Origin of the sequence: Bradyrhizobium retamae (assembly GCF_001440415.1) — a bacterium.
Taxonomy (GTDB): domain Bacteria; phylum Pseudomonadota; class Alphaproteobacteria; order Rhizobiales; family Xanthobacteraceae; genus Bradyrhizobium; species Bradyrhizobium retamae.
Map to the genome: position 1 here is coordinate 240,431 of NZ_LLYA01000159.1, position 19,257 is coordinate 259,687.

18 protein-coding genes and 1 tRNA gene are annotated in these 19,257 nt (G+C 63.0%); 10 read left to right on the forward strand and 9 right to left on the reverse strand.

Annotation, left to right across the window (positions count from 1 at the left end; all coding sequences use genetic code 11):
- Positions 1–72: 72 nt before the first annotated feature.
- The 4 genes from sppA to aroA all read right to left on the reverse strand — a co-directional run bounded on the left by sppA (position 73) and on the right by aroA (position 5,437).
- Positions 73–1,053, reverse strand: coding sequence for a signal peptide peptidase SppA (sppA, locus tag CQ13_RS21245; RefSeq protein ID WP_057844775.1), 981 nt, complete (start codon positions 1,051–1,053; stop codon positions 73–75).
- A 284-nt stretch (positions 1,054–1,337) separates the two neighbouring features.
- Complete coding sequence (gene rpsA, locus CQ13_RS21250) at positions 1,338–3,041, reverse strand: 30S ribosomal protein S1 (protein ID WP_028347899.1); 1,704 nt, start codon at positions 3,039–3,041, stop codon at positions 1,338–1,340.
- Between the two features lie 429 nt (positions 3,042–3,470).
- On the reverse strand, positions 3,471–4,103 hold the full coding sequence (gene cmk / locus CQ13_RS21255; RefSeq protein WP_057844776.1) for a (d)CMP kinase: 633 nt from the start codon (positions 4,101–4,103) through the stop codon (positions 3,471–3,473).
- A complete protein-coding gene (gene aroA / locus CQ13_RS21260) occupies positions 4,100–5,437 on the reverse strand; it encodes a 3-phosphoshikimate 1-carboxyvinyltransferase (protein WP_057844875.1) in 1,338 nt (445 codons plus the stop codon). Before aroA ends, cmk begins: the two co-directional genes overlap by 4 nt.
- Before the next feature lie 143 nt (positions 5,438–5,580).
- On the opposite strand from aroA, the gene CQ13_RS21265 reads away from it, so the two are divergent.
- Together CQ13_RS21265 and CQ13_RS21270 are read left to right on the forward strand one after the other, a co-directional pair.
- On the forward strand, positions 5,581–6,006 hold the full coding sequence (locus tag CQ13_RS21265) for a TIGR02300 family protein (protein ID WP_057844777.1): 426 nt from the start codon (positions 5,581–5,583) through the stop codon (positions 6,004–6,006).
- Between the two features lie 65 nt (positions 6,007–6,071).
- A tRNA-Ala gene (locus CQ13_RS21270) sits at positions 6,072–6,147 on the forward strand.
- 138 nt (positions 6,148–6,285) lie between these two features.
- Here CQ13_RS21270 and CQ13_RS21275 read toward each other — a convergent pair.
- Complete coding sequence (locus tag CQ13_RS21275; RefSeq protein WP_057844876.1) at positions 6,286–6,744, reverse strand: MarR family winged helix-turn-helix transcriptional regulator; 459 nt, start codon at positions 6,742–6,744, stop codon at positions 6,286–6,288.
- Positions 6,745–6,908: 164 nt separating this feature from the next.
- Between CQ13_RS21275 and CQ13_RS21280 the strand changes: the two genes are divergently transcribed.
- The 8 genes from CQ13_RS21280 (at position 6,909) to CQ13_RS21315 (ending at position 14,153) form a co-directional block, all read left to right on the forward strand.
- Complete coding sequence (locus tag CQ13_RS21280; RefSeq protein WP_057844778.1) at positions 6,909–7,334, forward strand: organic hydroperoxide resistance protein; 426 nt, start codon at positions 6,909–6,911, stop codon at positions 7,332–7,334.
- Positions 7,335–7,507: 173 nt separating this feature from the next.
- Complete coding sequence (locus CQ13_RS21285; RefSeq protein WP_057844779.1) at positions 7,508–8,704, forward strand: CaiB/BaiF CoA transferase family protein; 1,197 nt, start codon at positions 7,508–7,510, stop codon at positions 8,702–8,704.
- Between the two features lie 271 nt (positions 8,705–8,975).
- Positions 8,976–10,289, forward strand: a complete 1,314-nt coding sequence (gene ugpB / locus CQ13_RS21290) for a sn-glycerol-3-phosphate ABC transporter substrate-binding protein UgpB (RefSeq protein WP_057844780.1) — start codon at positions 8,976–8,978, stop codon at positions 10,287–10,289.
- 81 nt (positions 10,290–10,370) lie between these two features.
- Entirely contained in the window at positions 10,371–11,252 is an 882-nt protein-coding gene (gene ugpA, locus CQ13_RS21295) for a sn-glycerol-3-phosphate ABC transporter permease UgpA (RefSeq protein WP_057844781.1), read from the forward strand.
- The gene (gene ugpE, locus CQ13_RS21300) at positions 11,252–12,100 is read left to right on the forward strand and encodes a sn-glycerol-3-phosphate ABC transporter permease UgpE (protein ID WP_057844782.1); all 849 of its coding nucleotides are present in this window, start codon (positions 11,252–11,254) and stop codon (positions 12,098–12,100) included. Before ugpA ends, ugpE begins: the two co-directional genes overlap by 1 nt.
- A gap of 16 nt (positions 12,101–12,116) precedes the next feature.
- On the forward strand, positions 12,117–13,205 hold the full coding sequence (locus tag CQ13_RS21305; RefSeq protein ID WP_057844783.1) for a sn-glycerol-3-phosphate import ATP-binding protein UgpC: 1,089 nt from the start codon (positions 12,117–12,119) through the stop codon (positions 13,203–13,205).
- 203 nt (positions 13,206–13,408) lie between these two features.
- Positions 13,409–13,834: an Hsp20 family protein gene (locus CQ13_RS21310; RefSeq protein ID WP_028347911.1), complete on the forward strand. Its 426-nt coding sequence runs from the start codon at positions 13,409–13,411 to the stop codon at positions 13,832–13,834.
- A gap of 52 nt (positions 13,835–13,886) precedes the next feature.
- Positions 13,887–14,153: a BQ00720 family protein gene (locus tag CQ13_RS21315; RefSeq protein WP_057844784.1), complete on the forward strand. Its 267-nt coding sequence runs from the start codon at positions 13,887–13,889 to the stop codon at positions 14,151–14,153.
- A 133-nt stretch (positions 14,154–14,286) separates the two neighbouring features.
- On the opposite strand, the gene CQ13_RS21320 is transcribed toward CQ13_RS21315, so the two are convergent.
- From CQ13_RS21320 to rpoN, 4 genes are all read right to left on the reverse strand, one after another.
- Positions 14,287–15,975: a methyl-accepting chemotaxis protein gene (locus tag CQ13_RS21320; RefSeq protein ID WP_063800116.1), complete on the reverse strand. Its 1,689-nt coding sequence runs from the start codon at positions 15,973–15,975 to the stop codon at positions 14,287–14,289.
- A 116-nt stretch (positions 15,976–16,091) separates the two neighbouring features.
- Positions 16,092–16,553 carry a PTS IIA-like nitrogen regulatory protein PtsN gene (gene ptsN, locus CQ13_RS21325; protein WP_028347914.1) on the reverse strand — a complete coding sequence of 154 codons (462 nt, stop codon included), beginning with the start codon at positions 16,551–16,553 and terminating at the stop codon, positions 16,092–16,094.
- 234 nt (positions 16,554–16,787) lie between these two features.
- Positions 16,788–17,390 carry a ribosome hibernation-promoting factor, HPF/YfiA family gene (gene hpf / locus CQ13_RS21330; protein ID WP_057844785.1) on the reverse strand — a complete coding sequence of 201 codons (603 nt, stop codon included), beginning with the start codon at positions 17,388–17,390 and terminating at the stop codon, positions 16,788–16,790.
- 129 nt (positions 17,391–17,519) lie between these two features.
- Positions 17,520–19,169, reverse strand: a complete 1,650-nt coding sequence (gene rpoN, locus CQ13_RS21335; protein ID WP_057844786.1) for an RNA polymerase factor sigma-54 — start codon at positions 19,167–19,169, stop codon at positions 17,520–17,522.
- Positions 19,170–19,257 lie beyond the last annotated feature (88 nt).

Here is a 19,257-nt window from a genome sequence, read left to right on the forward strand (position 1 = left end):
CAAACCGCCCGGAAGGGAGTTGTGACAACACCCGCAATGCGGGAGAACATCACAAAGGGCAGCCGCCGCGGCTCAATTGGAGGCTGCGGGGCGCCACAAGGCCAGCATACCGTCGAGCGCGAGCTGATCGACCGCCTGGGCGACGCCGGCCTGTTCAATCTGGCGTGCGATGGAACTCAACCCGAGCGCATCGAACGCGAGGGAAGCCGCCGTTCGCAGAAACGTCAGGTCGCCAAGCTGCGGATTCAGCTTGTAATCGCGTACCGGCAGATCTTTCTTGATCTTCTTCTCGGCGACCAGCCATGCAACGGCTGCTTTTTCATCGCCGAGCTGATCGACCAGTTTCAGTTCGACCGCCTGGCGGCCGGTGAAAACCCGTCCGTCCGCGACTTTTTCCAGTAGCGCCTCATCCATGCCGCGCCGCTCCTTCACCAGGCCGCGGAACCAGGCATAAGAATCCTTCACCAGCGAATCGAGCGCAGCGCGCGCTTCAGGACTGGTCGGCTCGAAACCATTGGGCGCGGCCTTTAACGGCGAGGACTTCACCTCCTCGACCTTGACGCCCACGGTCTTCATCAGCTCGGTGAAATTCGGAAATTGAAACAGCACGCCGATCGAACCGACCAGAGAGCTCTGCCGGGCAACGATATGATCGGCGGCCATCGCCGTGATGTAACCACCCGACGCGGCCAGCCCCTCCACCACTACAACCAGCGGCTTCTTGGCCTTCAGGCGCACTAGCGAGTCGTAGAGCTGCTCGGAGCCGGCCGTGGTGCCACCCGGCGAGTTGATGTGCACGACAACAGCGGCATGGCTCGATTTCTCCAGCCGCTCCAGCGCCTCGACGCGCTGCTGGTCGCTGCGGATCAGCCCTTCGATATTGACGCGCGCGATCGACCCCGATGGGGTCAGGGCAGCCGGCCCGCTCGTTGTCGCGATTGCGCCGGCGGTGACGATCGCCGCGATCGTCACCAGGCCAGCCATGATACGCCAGAACGTCAGCTTCCGTCGGATCCTGCGGCGGTCGACGATCACGTCCGAATCGAACGACATCGAAATTCTCCTGAAAACATCAGCCCGTTTTGCAGTCGCAGCGTGAGCGAAGCGTTACCTGATTACATCAATTGCGATGCAATATGAAAAAAGCAAGGCCCGGCTTCTTCCCTTCTCCCGTTGTGGGGGAAGGTGTCGCGAAGCGCCGGAAGGGTCTGTCTCGGCGGATAGAACCCCTCATCCGCCTTCGCTGCGCGAAGGCACCTTCTCACACAATGGGAGAAGGAAAAGCAAAAGGCCCCGGTCGAAACCGGGGCCTGATGTCGCAGGCAATAAGCGAACGCTTACTTCTCGCGGTTCTTGAGCGCGGTGCCGAGAATATCGCCGAGCGTCGCGCCCGAATCGGAGGAGCCGTATTGCGCGATGGCTTCCTTTTCTTCGGCAACTTCCAGCGCCTTGATCGAGACCTGCACCTTGCGGGCCTTCTTGTCGAACTGGATCACGCGGGCATCGACCTTCTCGCCGACGGCGAAGCGTTCGGCGCGCTGATCGTTACGGTCACGGGCCAGTTCGGAGCGCTTGATGAAGGTGGTGAAGTCGGTGCCCGAGATCTTCACCTCGATGCCGGCTTCCTTCACTTCGAGCACTTCGCAGGTCACGACCGCGCCCTTCTTGACGTCGCCGGGTTCTGCGAAGGGGTCGCCTTCGAGCTGCTTGACGCCAAGCGAGATGCGTTCCTTCTCGACATCGACATCGAGCACCACGGCCTTGACCATGTCGCCCTTCTTGAAGTTGTCGATGACCTGCTCGCCCGGCAGCTTCCAGTCGAGGTCGGACAGATGGACCATGCCGTCGACGTCACCATCGAGACCGAGGAACAAGCCGAACTCGGTCTTGTTCTTGACCTCGCCCTCGACCACCGAACCGACCGGGAACTTCTCGACGAAGACTTCCCAGGGGTTGCGCATGGTCTGCTTGAGGCCGAGCGAGATGCGGCGCTTGACCGAATCGACTTCGAGCACCTGCACTTCGACTTCCTGCGAGGTCGAAACGATCTTGCCGGGGTGCATGTTCTTTTTGGTCCACGACATTTCCGAGACGTGGATCAGGCCTTCGATGCCCGGCTCCAGTTCGACGAAAGCGCCGTAGTCGGTGATGTTGGTGACGCGGCCGGTGAAGCGCGCGTTCAGTGGGTACTTCGCCTCGATGCCCTGCCACGGATCGTCCAGCAACTGCTTCATGCCGAGCGAAATGCGGTGGGTCTCGTGGTTGATCTTGATGATCTTGACCTTCACGGTCTGGCCGATGGTCAGCACTTCCGTCGGGTGATTGACCCGGCGCCAGGCGATATCGGTGACGTGGAGCAGGCCGTCGATGCCGCCGAGATCAACGAACGCACCGTAATCGGTGATGTTCTTGACCACGCCGTCGATCACCTGACCTTCTTCGAGGTTCTGCACCAACTCCTGGCGCTGCTCGGCGCGGGTCTCTTCCAGAACCGTGCGGCGCGACACCACGATGTTGCCGCGGCGACGATCCATCTTGAGGATCTGGAACGGCTGCGAGTTGTTCATCAAGGGAGCGACGTCGCGGATCGGGCGGATATCGACCTGCGAGCGCGGCAGGAAGGCGACAGCGCCGTCGAGGTCGACGGTGAAGCCGCCCTTGACCTGGTTGAAGATGACGCCGTGAACCTTCTCGTTGTTGTTGAAGGCCTTCTCGAGCTTGCCCCAGCTTTCCTCGCGGCGCGCCTTGTCGCGCGACAGCACGGCTTCGCCGAGCGCGTTCTCGATGCGGTCGAGGAACACCTCGACCTCGTCGCCGACCTTGAGATCGCTTTCGCGGCCGGGGCCGGCGAATTCGCGCAACGCAACGCGGCCCTCGGTCTTCAGGCCGACGTCGATGACGGCCATGTCCTTTTCAATTGCAACCACCTTGCCCTTGATGACGGAGCTTTCCTGCAGATTGCCGCCGGCAAAGGACTCGTCCAGCATCGCAGCGAAATCGTCGCGGGTCGGATTATAAGAAGCAGCAGTAGTCGAAGCCATTTGTTCTCCAATGCGGGATATTGCCGGCCGTTCGGGTTAAAGGGCGCATCGCGCGTGAAGTGTCAGGGGACCGCAAAACCCTGACGACCACATTTGCGGAGGGCGCAAAAGCGGGCCGGCAGCATGCCTGCACGTTCGATACGTTTGATGTCGCGCATTCCGCAAAAGCGGGTACCGGTTCAGCGGAAGAGTGCGCGTAGCGTCAGAAATCCGGAGCCTGAAACGAGCATATCGACTTCAAGAACCTGGAGCGGGCTTTCCTCCAATGACGGCGGGAGGTTCAAACCTCCGGCCGGCCCGCTCGGACAGCCCTGATCTCATCGATGGCGGCCCGGATGGGCGTGGATATAGCCCCACGAGCCATTTTCGGCAAGCCGGAAATGCCCGATTTACAGGCGGTTCGGGTCGCCGCGGCGGGTCAAATCCTGGCTATTTCCGCTGGGCGCGGACGGCCTCGACGATGGCAATTGCGGCGCGAACGCCGGCCTCGATGTCGAGATTGGAATTATCCAGGACGTGGGCGTCGTCGGCCGCTTTGAGCGGGGCGGCAGCGCGATTGCGGTCCCGCTCGTCGCGCTTGAGGATATCCGCCAGCACCAGCGCCTCATCGGCCTCCTCGCCCCGCGCGCGGGCTTCGAGCGTCCGGCGGCGAGCCCGCACCTGCGGATCGGCGACCACGAAGATCTTCACATCGGCGTTTGGGCAGATCACGGTTCCGATGTCGCGCCCGTCAAGCACGGCGCCCGGCGGACCGGCCGCGAACTGGCGCTGAAAATTGACCAGCGCTTCGCGCACGCTGGGGATCGCCGAGACCACCGAGGCGGCGTCCCCAATCCGTTGCGTCTTCAGCTCGGGATGTCCGAACTTCTCGGGATCAAGCTCCATCGCGACGGCGACGGCCCGCGCCTCGTCCGTCAGATCGAAACCCTCGTCCAGCAACGCCTTCGCCACCGCGCGATAGATCACGCCGGTATCGAGGTGGCGATAGCCGTAATGATGCGCGAGGCGTTTGCCGAGCGTACCCTTGCCGGATGCCGCCGGTCCGTCGATGGCGATAATCATGAAAACTCAGCTCCCAGCGATCGCATCATCGGAATGAAATCAGGAAAGCTGGTGGCGATGAAGGCGGTGTCGTCGACCTTGACCGGCTTGTCGGCCGCAAGCCCCATCACCAGTGCCGACATGGCGATCCGATGGTCCATGTGGGTGGCGACGAGACCGCCGCCGGGCACGTGGCCGCGGCCCTCGACGATCAAATCATCGCCCGCGATCTCGACCCTCACGCCGTTGACGCGCAGCATGTCGGCGGTCGCCTCCAGCCGGTCGGACTCCTTGACGCGCAGTTCCTGCAGGCCGCGCATGATGGTGGTACCTTCGGCAAAGGAGGCTGCGACCGCGAGCACCAGATATTCGTCGATCATCGAGGGCGCGCGCTCCGGCGGCACCTCGACGCCGCGCAGTTTTGATGCGCGCACGCGCAACCGGGCCATCGGCTCGCCGGCGTCGCCGCGAACCTCGCTTTCCTCGATGGCGGCGCCCATCTCGCGCAGCGTCGTGAGCAGGCCGGTGCGCAACGGGTTAGTCATGACGTCGGAGAAAGTTACGTCGGAGCCCTCGACGATCAGCGCCGCCACGATCGGAAATGCTGCCGAAGACGGATCGGCAGGCACCACGACCTCGGCGCCATGCAGTTCGGGCTGGCCGGTGAGCGCGATCTTGCGGCCGTGGCTGCCTTCCCTGACTGAGACGATATCGGCGCCGAAATGTTTCAGCATCAGTTCGGTATGGTCTCGGCTGGCTTCCTGTTCGATGACGGTCGTGACGCCAGGCGCGGCAAGTCCCGCCAGCAGCACCGCCGATTTGATCTGAGCCGAGGCTACCGGCGTGCGATACAGGATCGGCACGGGATCGCGGGCGCCATGCAGCGTCAGCGGCAGGCGGCCGCCTTCCTTGGTCTCCCCGGCTTTGGCCCCCATCAGCTCCAGGGGATCGAGGATCCGGCGCATCGGACGGGAGCGCAGCGAGGCGTCGCCGTCGAACACGGCCGTGATCGGACAGCCGGCCACAGCCCCCATCACCAGCCGGCACCCGGTACCGGAATTGCCGAAATCGAGCGGGGAGGCCGGCTGGGCGAAGCCTGCCACGCCCACGCCCCTTACCTGCCAGGCAAACGGCCCGGTTCGCTCGACCTGGGCGCCCAGCGCCTGCATCGATTTGGCGGTGTTGAGGACGTCCTCGCCCTCGAGCAGGCCGGAGATCCTGGTTTCGCCGACCGAAAGTGCCCCCAGAATGAGTGCGCGGTGCGAAATCGACTTGTCGCCGGGAACGCGGACTTTCCCGGCCAAGGGACCGCTGGCGCGGGATTCCAGCGGGGTCTGGGTGGTTGAATGGGTCAAGATGGCGGTCCTCTGCGGGGGCGGCAGTATCACATGGACCACACGGCGTCACGCGGCCCTCAAAAGCTTCAAAGCGCTATTGACACCGGCCCCTCAACTAGCCAAGTGAAGCACCGTTTTTCAGAATTTCCCAGGATCTACACGTGGCCAAATCCGATCTCGGAACCAAGCGTATTTGCCCGACGACGGGTAAAAAGTTCTATGACCTGAACAAGAGCCCGGTGATTTCGCCCTACACCGGCGAGGTCGTTCCGATTGCTCCGGTCGCGCCGCCGCGAGCGGCCCGTGGCGATGCCGCGCGCGCTGCAGCCGCCGCATCGGCTACCGCTGCTGCCGATATGCCGGAGGCCGCCGAGGCAGAAGAATTGGTCTCGCTCGAGGAGGCCGATGCCGAGGAGAACACCGGCAAGGTCAAGGCCGTGGTTCCCGAATCGGAAGACGATATCGAGATCGACGAGACCATCGAGGACGATGACGACGACGATTCTACCTTCATTCCCGACGAGGAAGAGGGCGATGAGGACGTTACCGACATCATCGGCGACGTCGGAGGTGACGAAGAGACTTGAGATCGGCCCTAAACTGTGGTTCAGGGTCGTTGCCCGCACGCCGAATTAAGGCGCGCGATTCTTAAGGGGCCATAGCTCAGCTGGGAGAGCGCTTGCATGGCATGCAAGAGGTCGGCGGTTCGATCCCGCCTGGCTCCACCAGCCTTCGCGTAGCGAAGGCTGCCCTGCCATAGCCCGAAGGGCGACGGCGGGCCTCGGCAAGCCCTGGTGCCCTTGCCTCCGAAAAGTATCTGACGTTGGCCTCCGGCCGCGCCTTCGCCAAAAAACGCCTCTGACTCCCTACTCTCCCAACACCGCATTCAACCGATCGCGAAGCGCGACGATCTCGTTCTTCATCGCCACCAGTTCGCCGACCGAGCAGGCTGACGCGGCGAGAATCGATTGCGGCACTGTCCGTGCTTTCTCCCGCAGCGCCTCGCCCTTGGGCGACAGCGCGATCAGCACCTGCCGCTCGTCCTCGGTGCTGCGTGTCCGCTTGATCAGTTCGGCGGCCTCCAGCCGCTTGAGCAGCGGCGTGAGCGTGCCGGAATCCAGGAATAGCCGCTCGCCGATGTCTTTCACCGGCACGCCGTCGCGCTCCCACAGTACCAACATGACCAGATATTGCGGATATGTCAGGCTGAGCCGGTCGAGCAGCGGCTTGTAGACGCGGTTGAAGGCGTGCGCGGTGGAATACACCGCAAAGCAGAGCTGATTATCGAGCTTCAGCGGCAGGTCGGCCGCGTGTTTTCTGGCCATCACAACCTCGTCAACGAGCGGCCCTGCCCCGATTCGGAGCCGTAAGCGCTTGATTTCAATTGCATACAATTAAATTGCAGCCTGCGCAATAATTTAGATTGTGCGAAATCTAATCGTGTGCAATACATATTCCATCAAAACGGCAAACCCAGAGGAGACCGACCATGTCCGTGAACGTGCTCTACAAGACCAGCGCCAAGGCAACCGGGGGCCGCGATGGCCACGCCGCCACCCTCGACGGCGCACTCGACGTCAAGCTCGCCACGCCGAAAGAACTCGGCGGCGGCGGTGGTGCCGGCAACAATCCCGAGCAACTGTTCGCGGCCGGCTATGCCGCCTGCTTCATCGGCGCGATGAAATTCGTGGCTTCGCAAGGCGGCCCGAAGGTGCCGGCGGACGCCTCGGTGACCTCGACCGTCGGCATCGGCCCGCGCTCGGCCGGCGGCTTCGGCCTCGATATCGAACTCGCCGTCTCACTGCCCGGCGTTCCCAAGGCGGATGCGGAAGCGCTGGTCGCGAAGGCCCACCAGGTGTGCCCCTATTCCAACGCCACGCGCGGCAATGTCGACGTGCGCCTGACCGTCATCTGACGACGGCCAGGATGGCCCGCCGCTGATATCGGCGGGCCATTCGCCCCCGCGGAATTCTCACCTCTTGCTACGGCGGCAGCGTCATGCGCCTGTGCGCGGGACGCCATTGCCGCCGCGCCTGAAGACCGCTAGCTCAAAGCCTCCATTTCTCATCCTGAGCGAAGGTCTTCTCCATGAGTTCTCCCGGCGCAATGACCGGCCTGCGCGTGATCGATCTGACGCGCGTGCTCGGCGGCCCCTATTGCACGCAAATCCTCGCCGACCACGGCGCCGACGTGATCAAGGTCGAGCCGCCGGCCGGCGATGAAGTGCGCGACTGGGGCCCTCCGTTCCACGAGGAGGACGCGGCCTATTTCGTCGGCATCAACCGCAACAAGCGCTCGATCGGCTTCGACCTCGCGTCCGAAGACGGGCGCGCGGTGCTGATGAAGCTATTGGAGACGGCCGACGTCCTGATCGAGAACTTCAAGCCGGGCACGCTCGACAAATGGGGCATCGGCAACGACGTCTTGCGCGCGAAGTTTCCAAGACTGGTGCACTGCCGGATTTCCGGCTTCGGCGCCGACGGTCCGCGCGGCGGCAATCCCGGCTATGACGCGATCATCCAGGCCATGACCGGCATGATCGCGGCGACCGGCTCGCCCGAAAGCGGCCCGATGCGGATCGGCGTTCCGCTGGTCGACATCACCACCGGGCTTTACGCGGCGATCGGCATCCTGATGGCGCTGTCGGAGCGGCAGCGTTCGGGTCTCGGCCAGTTTCTCGAAACCACGCTGTATGAAACCGGCCTTGCAATCATGCATCCGCACACCGCGAACTATTTCATGCACGGCAAGCCGCCGTCGCTCACCGGCAACGAGCACCCGAACCTCGTTCCCTACGCGATCTTCCCGACCAAGACCGACAACATTTTCATCGGCGTCGGCAATGACGGCACCTTCCGCAAGCTCGCCAGGGAAATCGGCAAACCCGAACTCGGCACCGATCCGCGCTTTGCCCGCAACAAGGACCGAATCGCCAACCGCGAGGCGCTGCGCGCCGAGCTCGCCGCCGTGTTCAGCCAGCACGAGGCCGAACCGCTCTGCAATCGGCTGCTGGCGGCCGGCCTGCCGGCGGGCCCGGTGCAGAAGATCGACCAGGCGCTGACCAATCCGCATACGCTGCATCGTGGCGATATCATCGAAAAGGACTGGTACAAGGGCGTCGCCTCCCCGATCCGACTGGAGCGGACCAAGCCCAGCCTGCGCCGCACGCCGCCGAAATTCAGCCAGCACACATCGGAGGTGCTGGGCGAGTTCGGCTATTCGAAGAGCGAGATCGAGGCGCTAGTCGCCAAGGGCGCGGTCTGCGGCTCCGAACGCAAGCGCTAAACGTCGTCGCCCCTGCGAAAAGCAGGGGTCCATACGCCGCGGCTTCGCTTTGGGAGCGGTGGCAGCCACCTTCGCAATCACGAACGGCTGTGGTTATGGGCCCCTGCAGTTCGCAGGGGCGACGGCTACCACTTGCTCCTTCGCCTATTTTCCGGCTTCCCCAGTCGCACGCTTTCCCACTAGCATCCTTTCGCTTATACGGTCATTTGCACGTCATCCGGCGCTGTTATCGCGCGAAACGAAGGTGACGACCCCAACCTGGAGGAATTACATGGCATTTCGACAATTCGGCCCAGCCGCGGCAGTCACTGCTGCGCTGGCGTTCGCAACACCTGCCCACGCTGTGACCGAGATCCAGTGGTGGCACGCCATGACCGGCGGCAACAACGACATCGTTAACAAGCTCGCCGAAGAGTTCAACGCCAGCCAGTCCGACTACAAGGTCGTGCCGTCCTACAAGGGCAGCTATCCCGACACCATGAACGCCGGCATCGCGGCGTTCCGCGCCGGCAACGCGCCGCACATCATGCAGGTGTTCGAGGTCGGCACCGCCACCATGATGAGCGCCACCGGCGCCATCAAGCCGGTTTACCAGCTCATGAAGGATGCCGGCGAGCCGTTCGATCCCAAGGCGTACCTGCCGACCATCACCGGCTACTACTCGACCTCGAAGGGCGAGATGCTGTCGTTCCCCTTCAACTCGTCGTCCATGGTGATGTGGATCAACAAGGATGAATTGAAGAAGGCCGGCGTCACCGAAATCCCGAAGACGTGGCCGGAAGTGTTCGACGCCGCCAAGAAGCTGAAGGCGGCGGGGCATGCGACCTGCGGCTTCTCCAACGCCTGGGCAAGCTGGGCCCATATCGAGCAGTTCTCGGCCTGGCACAACGTGCCGATCGGCACCAAGGCCAACGGCCTCGACGGTTTCGATACCGAGCTGAAGTTCAACTCGCCGCTGCACGTAAGGCATCTGCAGAACCTGGTGGATCTGCAGAAGGACAAGACCTACGACTATGGCGGACGCACCAGCACCAACGAGGCCCGCTTCGGCTCCGGCGAATGCGCGATCTTCTTGACCTCGTCGGGCTATTACGCAACCGCCAAAGGTACGGCCAAATTCGACTTCACCTCGGCGCCGATGCCCTATTACCCTGATGTCGCCGGCGCCCCGCAGAACTCGATCATCGGCGGCGCGTCGCTCTGGGTGATGGGCGGCAAGAAGCCGGAAGAGTACAAGGGCGTCGCAAAGTTCTTCACCTTCCTGTCTGACACCAACCGCCAGGCCAAGCTGCATCAGGAGTCCGGCTATCTGCCGATCACCAAGGCGGCCTACGAAAAGTCGATCAAGGACGGCTTCTATGAGAAGAACCCGACCCTGCAGACTCCCTTGAAGGAACTCACCAACAAGGAGCCGACCGAGAATTCGCGCGGCCTGCGCTTCGGCAACATGGTGCAGATGCGCGACCTCTGGTCCGAGGAGATCGAGGCGGCGCTGGGCGGCAAGAAGTCCGCGAAGGAAGCCCTCGATGCGGCCGTCTCTCGCGGCAATGCCATGTTGCGCACCTTCGAGAAGACTGCAAAGTAGGCGAAGCTGAACCAGACTACCGGCGCTCCCTCCCGAATTGCGGGAGGGAGCGCTTGCATCACCGGTAACCGCGACGCCTGAATGGAAAAGTCCATCGTCTTCAACAACCGCCTGCTGCCTTACATGCTGCTGCTGCCGCAGCTCGTCATCACGGTTGTCTTCTTCTATTGGCCGGCAAGCCAGGCGATCTGGCAGTCCTTCCTGCGCGAGGACGCGTTCGGCCTGGTCTCCGAATTCGTCGGGCTGGAGAATTATCAGGCCCTGTTCGCTCAGCCGGAATACTACCGGTCGATGCTGACGACGGTGATCTTCTCGACGCTGGTTGCGGCGCTGTCGCTCTCGATCGCGCTGTTGTTCGCAACCCAGGCCGACAAGAATCTGAAGGCCGCGCCCGCCTACAAGACGCTGATGATCTGGCCCTATGCGGTGGCGCCCGCGGTGGCCGGCGTGCTCTGGTTCTTCATGTTCCAGCCTTCGCTCGGCATGCTGGCGCGCCCGCTGCGCGGCATGGGTCTCGACTGGAATCCGCTGCTTAACGAGAACCACGCCATGATGCTGGTGGTGATGGCGTCCGTCTGGAAGCAGATCTCCTACAATTTCCTGTTCTTCCTGGCCGGCCTGCAATCGATCCCGAAAAGCGTGATCGAGGCCAGCGCCATCGACGGCGCCCGGCCGGTGCGCCGCTTCTGGACCATCATCTTCCCGTTGCTGTCGCCGACGACGTTCTTCCTGCTGGTGGTCAACGTCGTCTACGTCTTCTTCGACACGTTCGGCATCATCGACGCCGTCACCGGCGGCGGACCCGCCGGCGCCACCACCACCATGGTCTACAAGGTCTATGCCGACGGCCGTCTCGGTGGCGACCTCGGCGGCTCGGCGGCGCAGTCGGTGGTGCTGATGGTCATCGTGATCGCGCTGACCGCGATCCAGTTCCGCTATGTCGAGCGCAAGGTGCAGTACTGATGGTCGAGCATCGCCCGCTCACCGATTTCATCGCCTACGCCATCCTGACGCTTGGCATATTCATCGTCGCTTTCCCGGTTTATCTCGCGCTGGTCGCCTCGACCCATGACGCGGCGACGGTGGTCGGCGGCCACATGCCGGCGACGCCCGGCAGCCGCGCGCTGGAGAATTATTATCGCGCCATCTTCGTCGGCGGCACGCGCACCAGCCGCGAGCCGGTGGCCAACATGCTGATCAATTCCTTCGTCTCGGCGATCGGCATTGCGGTGGGCAAGATCTTCATCTCGATCCTGTCGGCCTATGCGGTGGTCTATTTCCGCTTTCCCTTCCGCAAGACAGCGTTCTGGATCATCTTCATCACGCTGATGCTGCCGGTCGAAGTGCGCATCTACCCGACCTACAAGGTGGTTGCGGATTTGCGGCTGCTCGACACCTATGCCGGCCTGATCCTGCCGCTGATTGCATCCGCCACCGGCACGCTGCTGTTCCGCCAGTTCTTCATGACGGTGCCGGATGAACTTCTGGAAGCCTCGCGGATCGACGGCGCCGGCCCCTTCCGCTTCTTTTGGGATACGCTCTTGCCGCTGTCGGTGACGACCATGGCGGCGCTGTTCGTCATCCAGTTCATCTATGGCTGGAATCAATATCTCTGGCCGCTTTTGATCACCACGCAGGACTCGATGCAGACCATCGTGATCGGCATCAAGAAGATGTTGGTGACGACCGACGAGCTGGCCGAATGGCAGCTCGCAATGGCGACTGCGGTCCTCGCCATGCTGCCGCCGGTCGCCGTGGTCATATTCATGCAGCGGCTGTTCGTCCGCGGCCTGGTCCAGACGGAAAAGTGAATATGGCGAATACTCGATGGCTAATGTAACGCTCCGCAACGTCCGCAAGACCTACCTTGGTGGCTTCGAGGCCATCAAGGGCATCGACTTCGAGGTCGGCGACGGCCAGTTCTGCGTGCTGGTCGGCCCGTCCGGCTGCGGCAAGTCCACGCTACTGCGGATGGTCGCGGGGCTGGAGACTATCACCGGCGGCGAGATCGATATCGGCGGGCGCGTCGTCAACCAGATCGAGCCGGCCGATCGCGACATCGCGATGGTGTTCCAGAACTACGCGCTCTATCCGCACATGAGCGTCTACAACAACATGGCCTACGGCCTGCGCAACCGCGGCATGGCGGAGGGCGAGATCAAGACGCGCGTCGGGGAAGCCGCGCGGATTCTCGAGCTCGGCGCAATGCTCGAACGCAAGCCGCGGCAATTGTCCGGCGGCCAGCGCCAGCGCGTGGCGATGGGCCGCGCCATCGTGCGGCAGCCAAAGGTGTTTCTGTTCGACGAGCCGCTGTCGAATCTCGATGCCAAACTGCGCATCGCCATGCGCGTCGAAATCCGCAAATTGCAGCGCCGGCTGTCCACGACATCAATCTACGTCACCCATGACCAGCTCGAGGCGATGACGCTGGCTGACATTCTCGTGGTGATGAATGGCGGCCAGGTCGAGCAGATCGGCAATCCCCTGGAAATTTACCAGAAGCCCGCCACCACCTTCGTCGCCTCCTTCATCGGCGCCCCGCCGATGAACCTGATGCCGCTGCGCTCCGAACTGAAATCGCAATTGGCCGGCGATGCCCGCGCTGGCGAAGCCGGCATCATCGGCATCCGGCCTGAGGACTTTGTGATCTCGAACCAAACGGTGTCCGGTGGCGTGGCGCTCGGCCTCACCGTTGAAGCGATCGAGCGCGTCGGCGCCGAGACCTTCATCTACGGGACGAGGCAGCAGGAAATGCAGGGGGTAGCCGCCACGCCGGGCGAGCTGCCGCCGGGGGAAATCATCGTGCGGATTCCCGGCGCCGTCGGCCCCTCCATCGGCGAGCGAATCAGGGCGGTCGCCGCGCCCGACAAGCTGCATCTCTTTACCGCCGATGGAAGGAAGCGCGTGGGCGGGTAATCCGTCATTTCCGGGATGGTCCGAAGGACCAGCCCCGGAATGACGGTGGAAAACCCCACCACCGCCGATTTACGTAGCGTTCAGAGGCGCTTGAACCTCCCCAAATCACCCCCATATTCCTTCTTGACCGGACGGCAAGTCGGCCGGCCGGTTGAATGGGGCGCCGCAAGGGCCCCTCAAAGTCGCTTCGAGAGGACTTTGTGATGTCTCGTGTTCCTTCGTTATCAAGTCCGTTCCTGCTTGGGTTCGACGAAATTGAGCGTGCGCTCGATCGCGTCGTCAAAGGCGCCGACGGCTATCCTCCCTACAACATCGAGCGGTGTGACCGCGCCAACGGCCAGCCCGAACGGTTGCGCATCACGCTGGCGGTGGCGGGTTTTACCCGTGACCAACTCGATGTGACCATTGAGGAAAACCAGCTCGTGATCCGGGGCCGCCAGCAGGACGATAAGGCTCGGCAGTACATCCATCGCGGCATCGCCGCGCGCCACTTCCAGCGCACCTTCGTGCTGGCGGAGGGGATGCAGGTGCTGGGCGCGGATTTGAAAAACGGGCTGTTGTCGATCGACCTTGCCAGGCCGGAGCCTGAAAGGGTCGTTAAGACAATCGCTATCAATGAGCACGAATAATAGTGGAACAAGGAGCGGACTCGACCGCTTAGTCTCCAGAGGAGTCGAGACCATGAGTGACATGAGTGTGACCTTCGAACCCGAAAAAGTTTCCGTTGAGGCGCTGGCCCATCTTGGCGAAGGCCATATCGCCTACGTGAAACAAGTCCGTTCCGAGGACGTGCCGGGACTGTTTCCGCAGGCGCCGAAAATCGCGCCAGGGCTGAAACTGTTCGCGCTGCATGCCGCCGACGGCACCCCGATCATGCTGACCGACAGCCGCGAAGCGGCGATCGCCAACGCATGGAGCAACGAGCTTCAGGCCGTCAGCGTGCACTGACGCAGCATTTGCTGCTGTCACTGACGAAGCTTCGCCGGCATCGACTGATCTGATGCCGAGTGAATGCGAGAAGAGAGTTTCGGATACGCGGGCATCGCCCGCGTATCTTCGTTAATAGCAAATTCCAATCCGCCTAGGCCGCACGCACGGTCGAGAGGAATTTCTCCACCTCGCCCTTGAGATGATTGCTCTGTCCCAGCAGCGAGCGGGCCAGACCGTGCACATGCGTCGATGCCGCGCCGGTGTCGGTCGCGCCGCGGTTGACGTCGGTGATGCTGCCCGCGACCTGCGTGGCGCCCTGCGCCGCCTGCTGCACATTGCGCGAGATCTCCTGCGTCGTGGCGCCCTGCTCTTCCACCGCTGCCGCGATTGCCTGCGAGATTTCCGCGATGCGGCCGATCGTGCCGCCGATTTCTTGGATCGCCGACACCGACTGATTGGTCGCCGATTGCATCTGGCCGATCTGCTCGCTGATTTCCTCGGTCGCTTTCGCGGTCTGCGCGGCAAGCGCCTTGACTTCGGAGGCGACGACGGCAAATCCACGTCCCGCCTCGCCGGCGCGCGCCGCCTCGATCGTGGCGTTCAGCGCCAGCAAGTTGGTCTGCTCGGCGACCGCGCTGATCATCTTGACCACTTCGCCGATCCGGCTGGCGGACTGCGCGAGATCGGCAATCCGCGCGTTAGTCTGCTCGACCTGGCTGACCGCCTCGCGGGATATCTTGTGCGAATCCTGGACCTGGCGGCTGATCTCCGACACCGAACAGGCCATCTCTTCCGCGGCCGTCGCGGCGGACTGCGCGTTGGCCGAGGATTGCTCCGATGCGGAGGCAACGGTTGCCGAGAGCATCTGGGTCACTTCGGCGGTCTTGGTTAGCTGTCCGGCCGATGATTCGAGTTCGGATGAGGCTGTCGATACGGTCTGGATGATCTTTCCAATCGCGGCATCGAAGCCATCGGCCATCTGCTGCATCGCGGCCTTGCGTTCGCCTTCGGCCTTCGACTTCAGACTTGCCTGCTCCTGTTCCATCGACTGAACGCGCAGCGCGTTGTCCTTGAACACCTGAACCGCGCGCGCCATGGCGCCGACTTCGTCGTCACGGCTGAGGGCCGGGACCGAGACAGAGAGATCGCCGCCGGCAAGGCCCTTCATCACGTCGGTCATCTCGGCGATGGGGCGTATGACGCCGAATGCCACACCGAAAATGCCGGCGCCGATGACCAGAAATACCGCGGCCGAAACGCCCCACAGCACCCACGTGAACGTGCTCACGCGCCCCGTCGCCGCGACCTCCGTCGCCGCGTTCTGGTCGTTGGTCTGCTTGACGATGTCGTCGATGATGGCGCGGTGCGCCGTATAACGCGCGGTGATCTCGGCGTAGGATTTCGCCGCCGCCGTGCCATCGCCCTTGGCGAGCGCGGGCAACAGGCCGTCCTGGATCGCGGTCCAGAAGCGTTTGACTTCGCCGTCGGATTTATCGACCAGCTTGCTCTTGAGCACCGGGTCGAGATCGGATTTGACCCAGAAGTCGCGTCGCTCGTCATATTCCTTCTTGAGCTGCGCGATACGGTCGCGATGCGCCGAAAGCTTCGCCGGATCGTGCAGCACGAGGGTGGCCTCGAGATAGGCTTCGATGACATATTCCGGCGGCGGCAGGATGTCGGCGATGAGGTCGTTGCCAAGCTTGATCTGGTTATAGAGCGGGCCGCCGACCTTGAGCTGCGACAGGCCGTAAACACTGGTAGCAATCACGGCACCGAGGCCCAATGCAGTGACCAATCCAAAAATCAATATCGCGCGCGAAATCGTCAGCCGCAGCATCATGGCAATGTTCTTCGGGCAGAGGAAAAATCCCAGCGAACCAAATAACTGCCATTTAGCTTAAAATTGCGTTTAGCCGCTCTACCACTGGGCGAGGAATGGCCGTTCCTCGCGAGGAACTACGCTGCGCTGGCCGGCGGCAGCGCCAGCACCGAATAGATCGCCTGGGCGTCGCGGGAGGCGCGGAGCTTCTTGGCAACGTCCTGGTCGCGCAACAGGCGCGCGATCCGCGCCAGTGCCTTCAAATGATCGGCGCCGGCGCCTTCCGGGGCCAGCAGCAGGAAGATCAGGTCGACCGGCTGGCCGTCCATCGCCTCGAAATCGATCGGGCGTTCCAGCCGGGCGAACAGCCCGAACAGCTTTTCCAGTTTCGGCAGTTTGCCGTGCGGAATGGCGACGCCATAGCCCACCGCGGTGGTGCCCAGTTTCTCCCGCTGCAACAGCACCTCGAACACCGAGCGTTCGTTCTGGCCGGTCAGGGCGGAAGCGCGCGCGGCCAGCTCCTGCAGCGCCTGCTTCTTGCTGATGACCTTCAAAGCGGGGAGAATCGCCTCGGGTGCGACCAGATCGGTAATCGTCATGGGGCGTTCCGAGGTGAATTAAACCGTCAGGTTGCGAGATAGGTTCGAGAACCGGGGCGTCAAGAAGATGAGGCTGGAGGCGGGGTTAACGCCCGCGTCCCGATTTGCACGGCTTCTACTCCAACGCAGGCGCGGTGCCAACTCCCGAAGGGGCCAGTTCGTGCACCCTATGCTTAAAGGGCGGCGGACCATAGGGAGGGCCAATGGGGGCGTCAATGCCATCGGGCATAGATCTCAGGGGGTAACAGAGGGAGGATCGATCCAGCCGACATTGCCGTCCGGCCGGCGGTAAATGATGTTCACCCGGCCGCTGGACCCGTGCTGAAACACGATGCAGGCGGCGCCCGTCAGATCGAGTTCCATGACCGCCTCGCTGACCGAAAGCCGCTTCAGCGACGTGGTCGCCTCCGCGATGATGACGGGGCTATAGGATGTGACCTCCTCCTCGCCTCCCCCCGGCGCCTCGATCACGTAGCTCGGCGCATCGAGCACCGGGGCATCGATCTCGGCCAGCGCCGCGGAGGCCGCATAGGCCTTGCGGGCCGAGCGGTCCTTCAGCCGGCTCTTGTAGCGGCGCAGGCGCTTCTCGATCATCAAGAGCGCCTGGTCGGCGCTGGCATAGGCATCGGGAGCATTGGAATCGGCCTCCAGCGTGATCCCGGAGTCCAGATGCAGCGCGCAATCGGTGCGGAAGCCGAAGCCGTCCTTGCTCAGCGTGATGTGGCCGGAATAATTGCCGTCGAAATACTTTCTTAAGACCTCATCGGTGCGCTCGCTGACGCGCGAACGAAGAGCCTCGCCGACACTGATGCTTTTCCCGGAGATTCGAAGGGTCATTTGATGCCTCGCTTGATGCCTCGACCACTCTGGTGTTGCCGGAGCATGGCCCATTCGGAAAGCCGGTGTCGCTTTCCGGGCCGCGCTCTGTCGGGGACCTGACACTATCGCGATCTGACGCGAACGCAATCAGGCCGGCGCCGTATCGCGGGACCGGTCGGAGGAAGTGGCGGGAGCGGAAAGGGCGTTACCGAGCATGCTCTGTTTGTCGCGGCGGCGCTGGACTGAAGAAGGAATGCGCATGGCTTCGCGGTACTTCGCGACCGTGCGGCGGGCAATATCAATGCCCGATTCGCGCAATCGTTCCACGATGGTATCGTCGGAGAGGATCGCACTCGGCGCTTCCGCATCGATCAATTGCTTGATGTGGTGGCGGACCGCTTCCGCCGAATGCGCCTCGCCGCCGTCGGCTGAAGCAATCGAGGCGGTAAAGAAATATTTCAGCTCAAAACTGCCGCGATTGGTCGCCATGTATTTGTTGGCGGTGACTCGCGACACCGTGGATTCATGCATCTGGATCGCGTCCGCCACCGCTTTCAAATTCAGCGGTCGCAGATGCGCGACACCATGGGTGAAGAACCCGTCCTGCTGGCGCACGATTTCGGTGGCGACCTTCAGGATGGTGCGGGCGCGCTGATCGAGCGCGCGCACCAGCCAGGTCGCGTTCTGCAGGCAGTCGCTGAAATAGGATTTGTCGCCGTCCTTGCGGATCGTCTTCGACAGCTCGGTGTAATAGACCTGATTGACCAGCACGCGCGGCAAGGTGTCGCTGTTGAGTTCGACATGCCATCCGCCGTCCGGGCCGGGCCGCACATAGACGTCGGGCACCATCGTCTGCGTGCGCGCCGAGCCGAACTTGAGGCCGGGCTTCGGATCGAGACGCCGGATCTCGCCGATCATGTCGGTGATGTCTTCGTCGTCGACGCCGCACAGTTTGCGCAACGACGCAATGTCGCGCCGCGCCAGCAGATCGAGATTTTCCACCAGCGCCTGCATGGCCGGGTCGTAACGGTTGAGTTCGCGGAGCTGGATCGCGAGGCATTCGCTCAGGTTCCGCGCGCAGACACCGGGCGGATCGAACGTCTGCAGCACTGCGACCACGGCATCGACGTCCGCCTGCGAGGCGCCCAGGCGCTCGGCAGCCTGCCCCAGATCCGGCGGCAGATAGCCGGCATCGTCGACCAGATCGATCAGGTACTGCCCGATCATGCGCTGCGATGGCGTGCTGAAGGCGACCGCGAGCTGTTCGGCGAGGTGGCCGGATAGCGTCACCTCGGCGGCGACGAAGGCTTCCAGATTGTATTCGTCGTCGTTGGAGGCGCCCCCGCCCCACTCGGTGTAGGCGGTCGGCGCCGCGTCCTGTGCGGCGCGCGCGGCAGCTTCGGCGGGCTCTTCGGAAAAGACGTTGTCGAGCCGAGTGTCGAGCGTCTGCTCGATCTCGGTCCGGCTGCCGAGATCGCGGTTCAGCCACTCCTCCTGGCCGGCCTCGAAGGTCTCGCTCCCTGGGCCGCTGCTCATATCGGAGGCATCGCCGCCGCCATCCTCGCCATAGCTGCCGGAATCGGCGAATTCAGCGCGTTCGGGTACCGGCTCGCCTGCAACCGGCGGTTCGGGGCTGTCGCTGGCCCGGTCCAGCAGCGGATTGCGCTCCAATTCCTCCTCGACGAAAGCCGAAAGGTCGAGATTCGACAGTTGCAGGAGCTTGATCGCCTGCATCAATTGCGGCGTCATCACCAGCGACTGCGACTGCCGGAACTCTAATCTCTGCGTCAGCGCCATGAGGCCAAGAGCCGATCCACTAAAAGTTGGTCCGATTCTTGCTTATCTTAGTCCAAAGCTCTTGTACACGCCTTGACGAGCGCGAAAA

Excerpts from the sequence above, each read along its gene's own strand:
- ugpE (WP_057844782.1), top strand. The coding sequence starts at position 11,252 with ATGGTCGAGCATCGCCCGCTCACCGATTTCATCGCCTACGCCATCCTG.
- CQ13_RS21305 (WP_057844783.1), top strand. The coding sequence starts at position 12,117 with ATGGCTAATGTAACGCTCCGCAACGTCCGCAAGACCTACCTTGGTGGC.
- ugpB (WP_057844780.1), top strand. The coding sequence starts at position 8,976 with ATGGCATTTCGACAATTCGGCCCAGCCGCGGCAGTCACTGCTGCGCTG.
- ptsN (WP_028347914.1), bottom strand. The coding sequence starts at position 16,553 with ATGACGATTACCGATCTGGTCGCACCCGAGGCGATTCTCCCCGCTTTG.
- CQ13_RS21310 (WP_028347911.1), top strand. The coding sequence starts at position 13,409 with ATGTCTCGTGTTCCTTCGTTATCAAGTCCGTTCCTGCTTGGGTTCGAC.
- CQ13_RS21285 (WP_057844779.1), top strand. The coding sequence starts at position 7,508 with ATGAGTTCTCCCGGCGCAATGACCGGCCTGCGCGTGATCGATCTGACG.
- ugpA (WP_057844781.1), top strand. The coding sequence starts at position 10,371 with ATGGAAAAGTCCATCGTCTTCAACAACCGCCTGCTGCCTTACATGCTG.
- CQ13_RS21275 (WP_057844876.1), bottom strand. The coding sequence starts at position 6,744 with ATGGCCAGAAAACACGCGGCCGACCTGCCGCTGAAGCTCGATAATCAG.
- CQ13_RS21315 (WP_057844784.1), top strand. The coding sequence starts at position 13,887 with ATGAGTGACATGAGTGTGACCTTCGAACCCGAAAAAGTTTCCGTTGAG.
- rpsA (WP_028347899.1), bottom strand. The coding sequence starts at position 3,041 with ATGGCTTCGACTACTGCTGCTTCTTATAATCCGACCCGCGACGATTTC.
- CQ13_RS21280 (WP_057844778.1), top strand. The coding sequence starts at position 6,909 with ATGTCCGTGAACGTGCTCTACAAGACCAGCGCCAAGGCAACCGGGGGC.
- hpf (WP_057844785.1), bottom strand. The coding sequence starts at position 17,390 with ATGACCCTTCGAATCTCCGGGAAAAGCATCAGTGTCGGCGAGGCTCTT.
- rpoN (WP_057844786.1), bottom strand. The coding sequence starts at position 19,169 with ATGGCGCTGACGCAGAGATTAGAGTTCCGGCAGTCGCAGTCGCTGGTG.
- cmk (WP_057844776.1), bottom strand. The coding sequence starts at position 4,103 with ATGATTATCGCCATCGACGGACCGGCGGCATCCGGCAAGGGTACGCTC.
- sppA (WP_057844775.1), bottom strand. The coding sequence starts at position 1,053 with ATGTCGTTCGATTCGGACGTGATCGTCGACCGCCGCAGGATCCGACGG.
- CQ13_RS21320 (WP_063800116.1), bottom strand. The coding sequence starts at position 15,975 with ATGATGCTGCGGCTGACGATTTCGCGCGCGATATTGATTTTTGGATTG.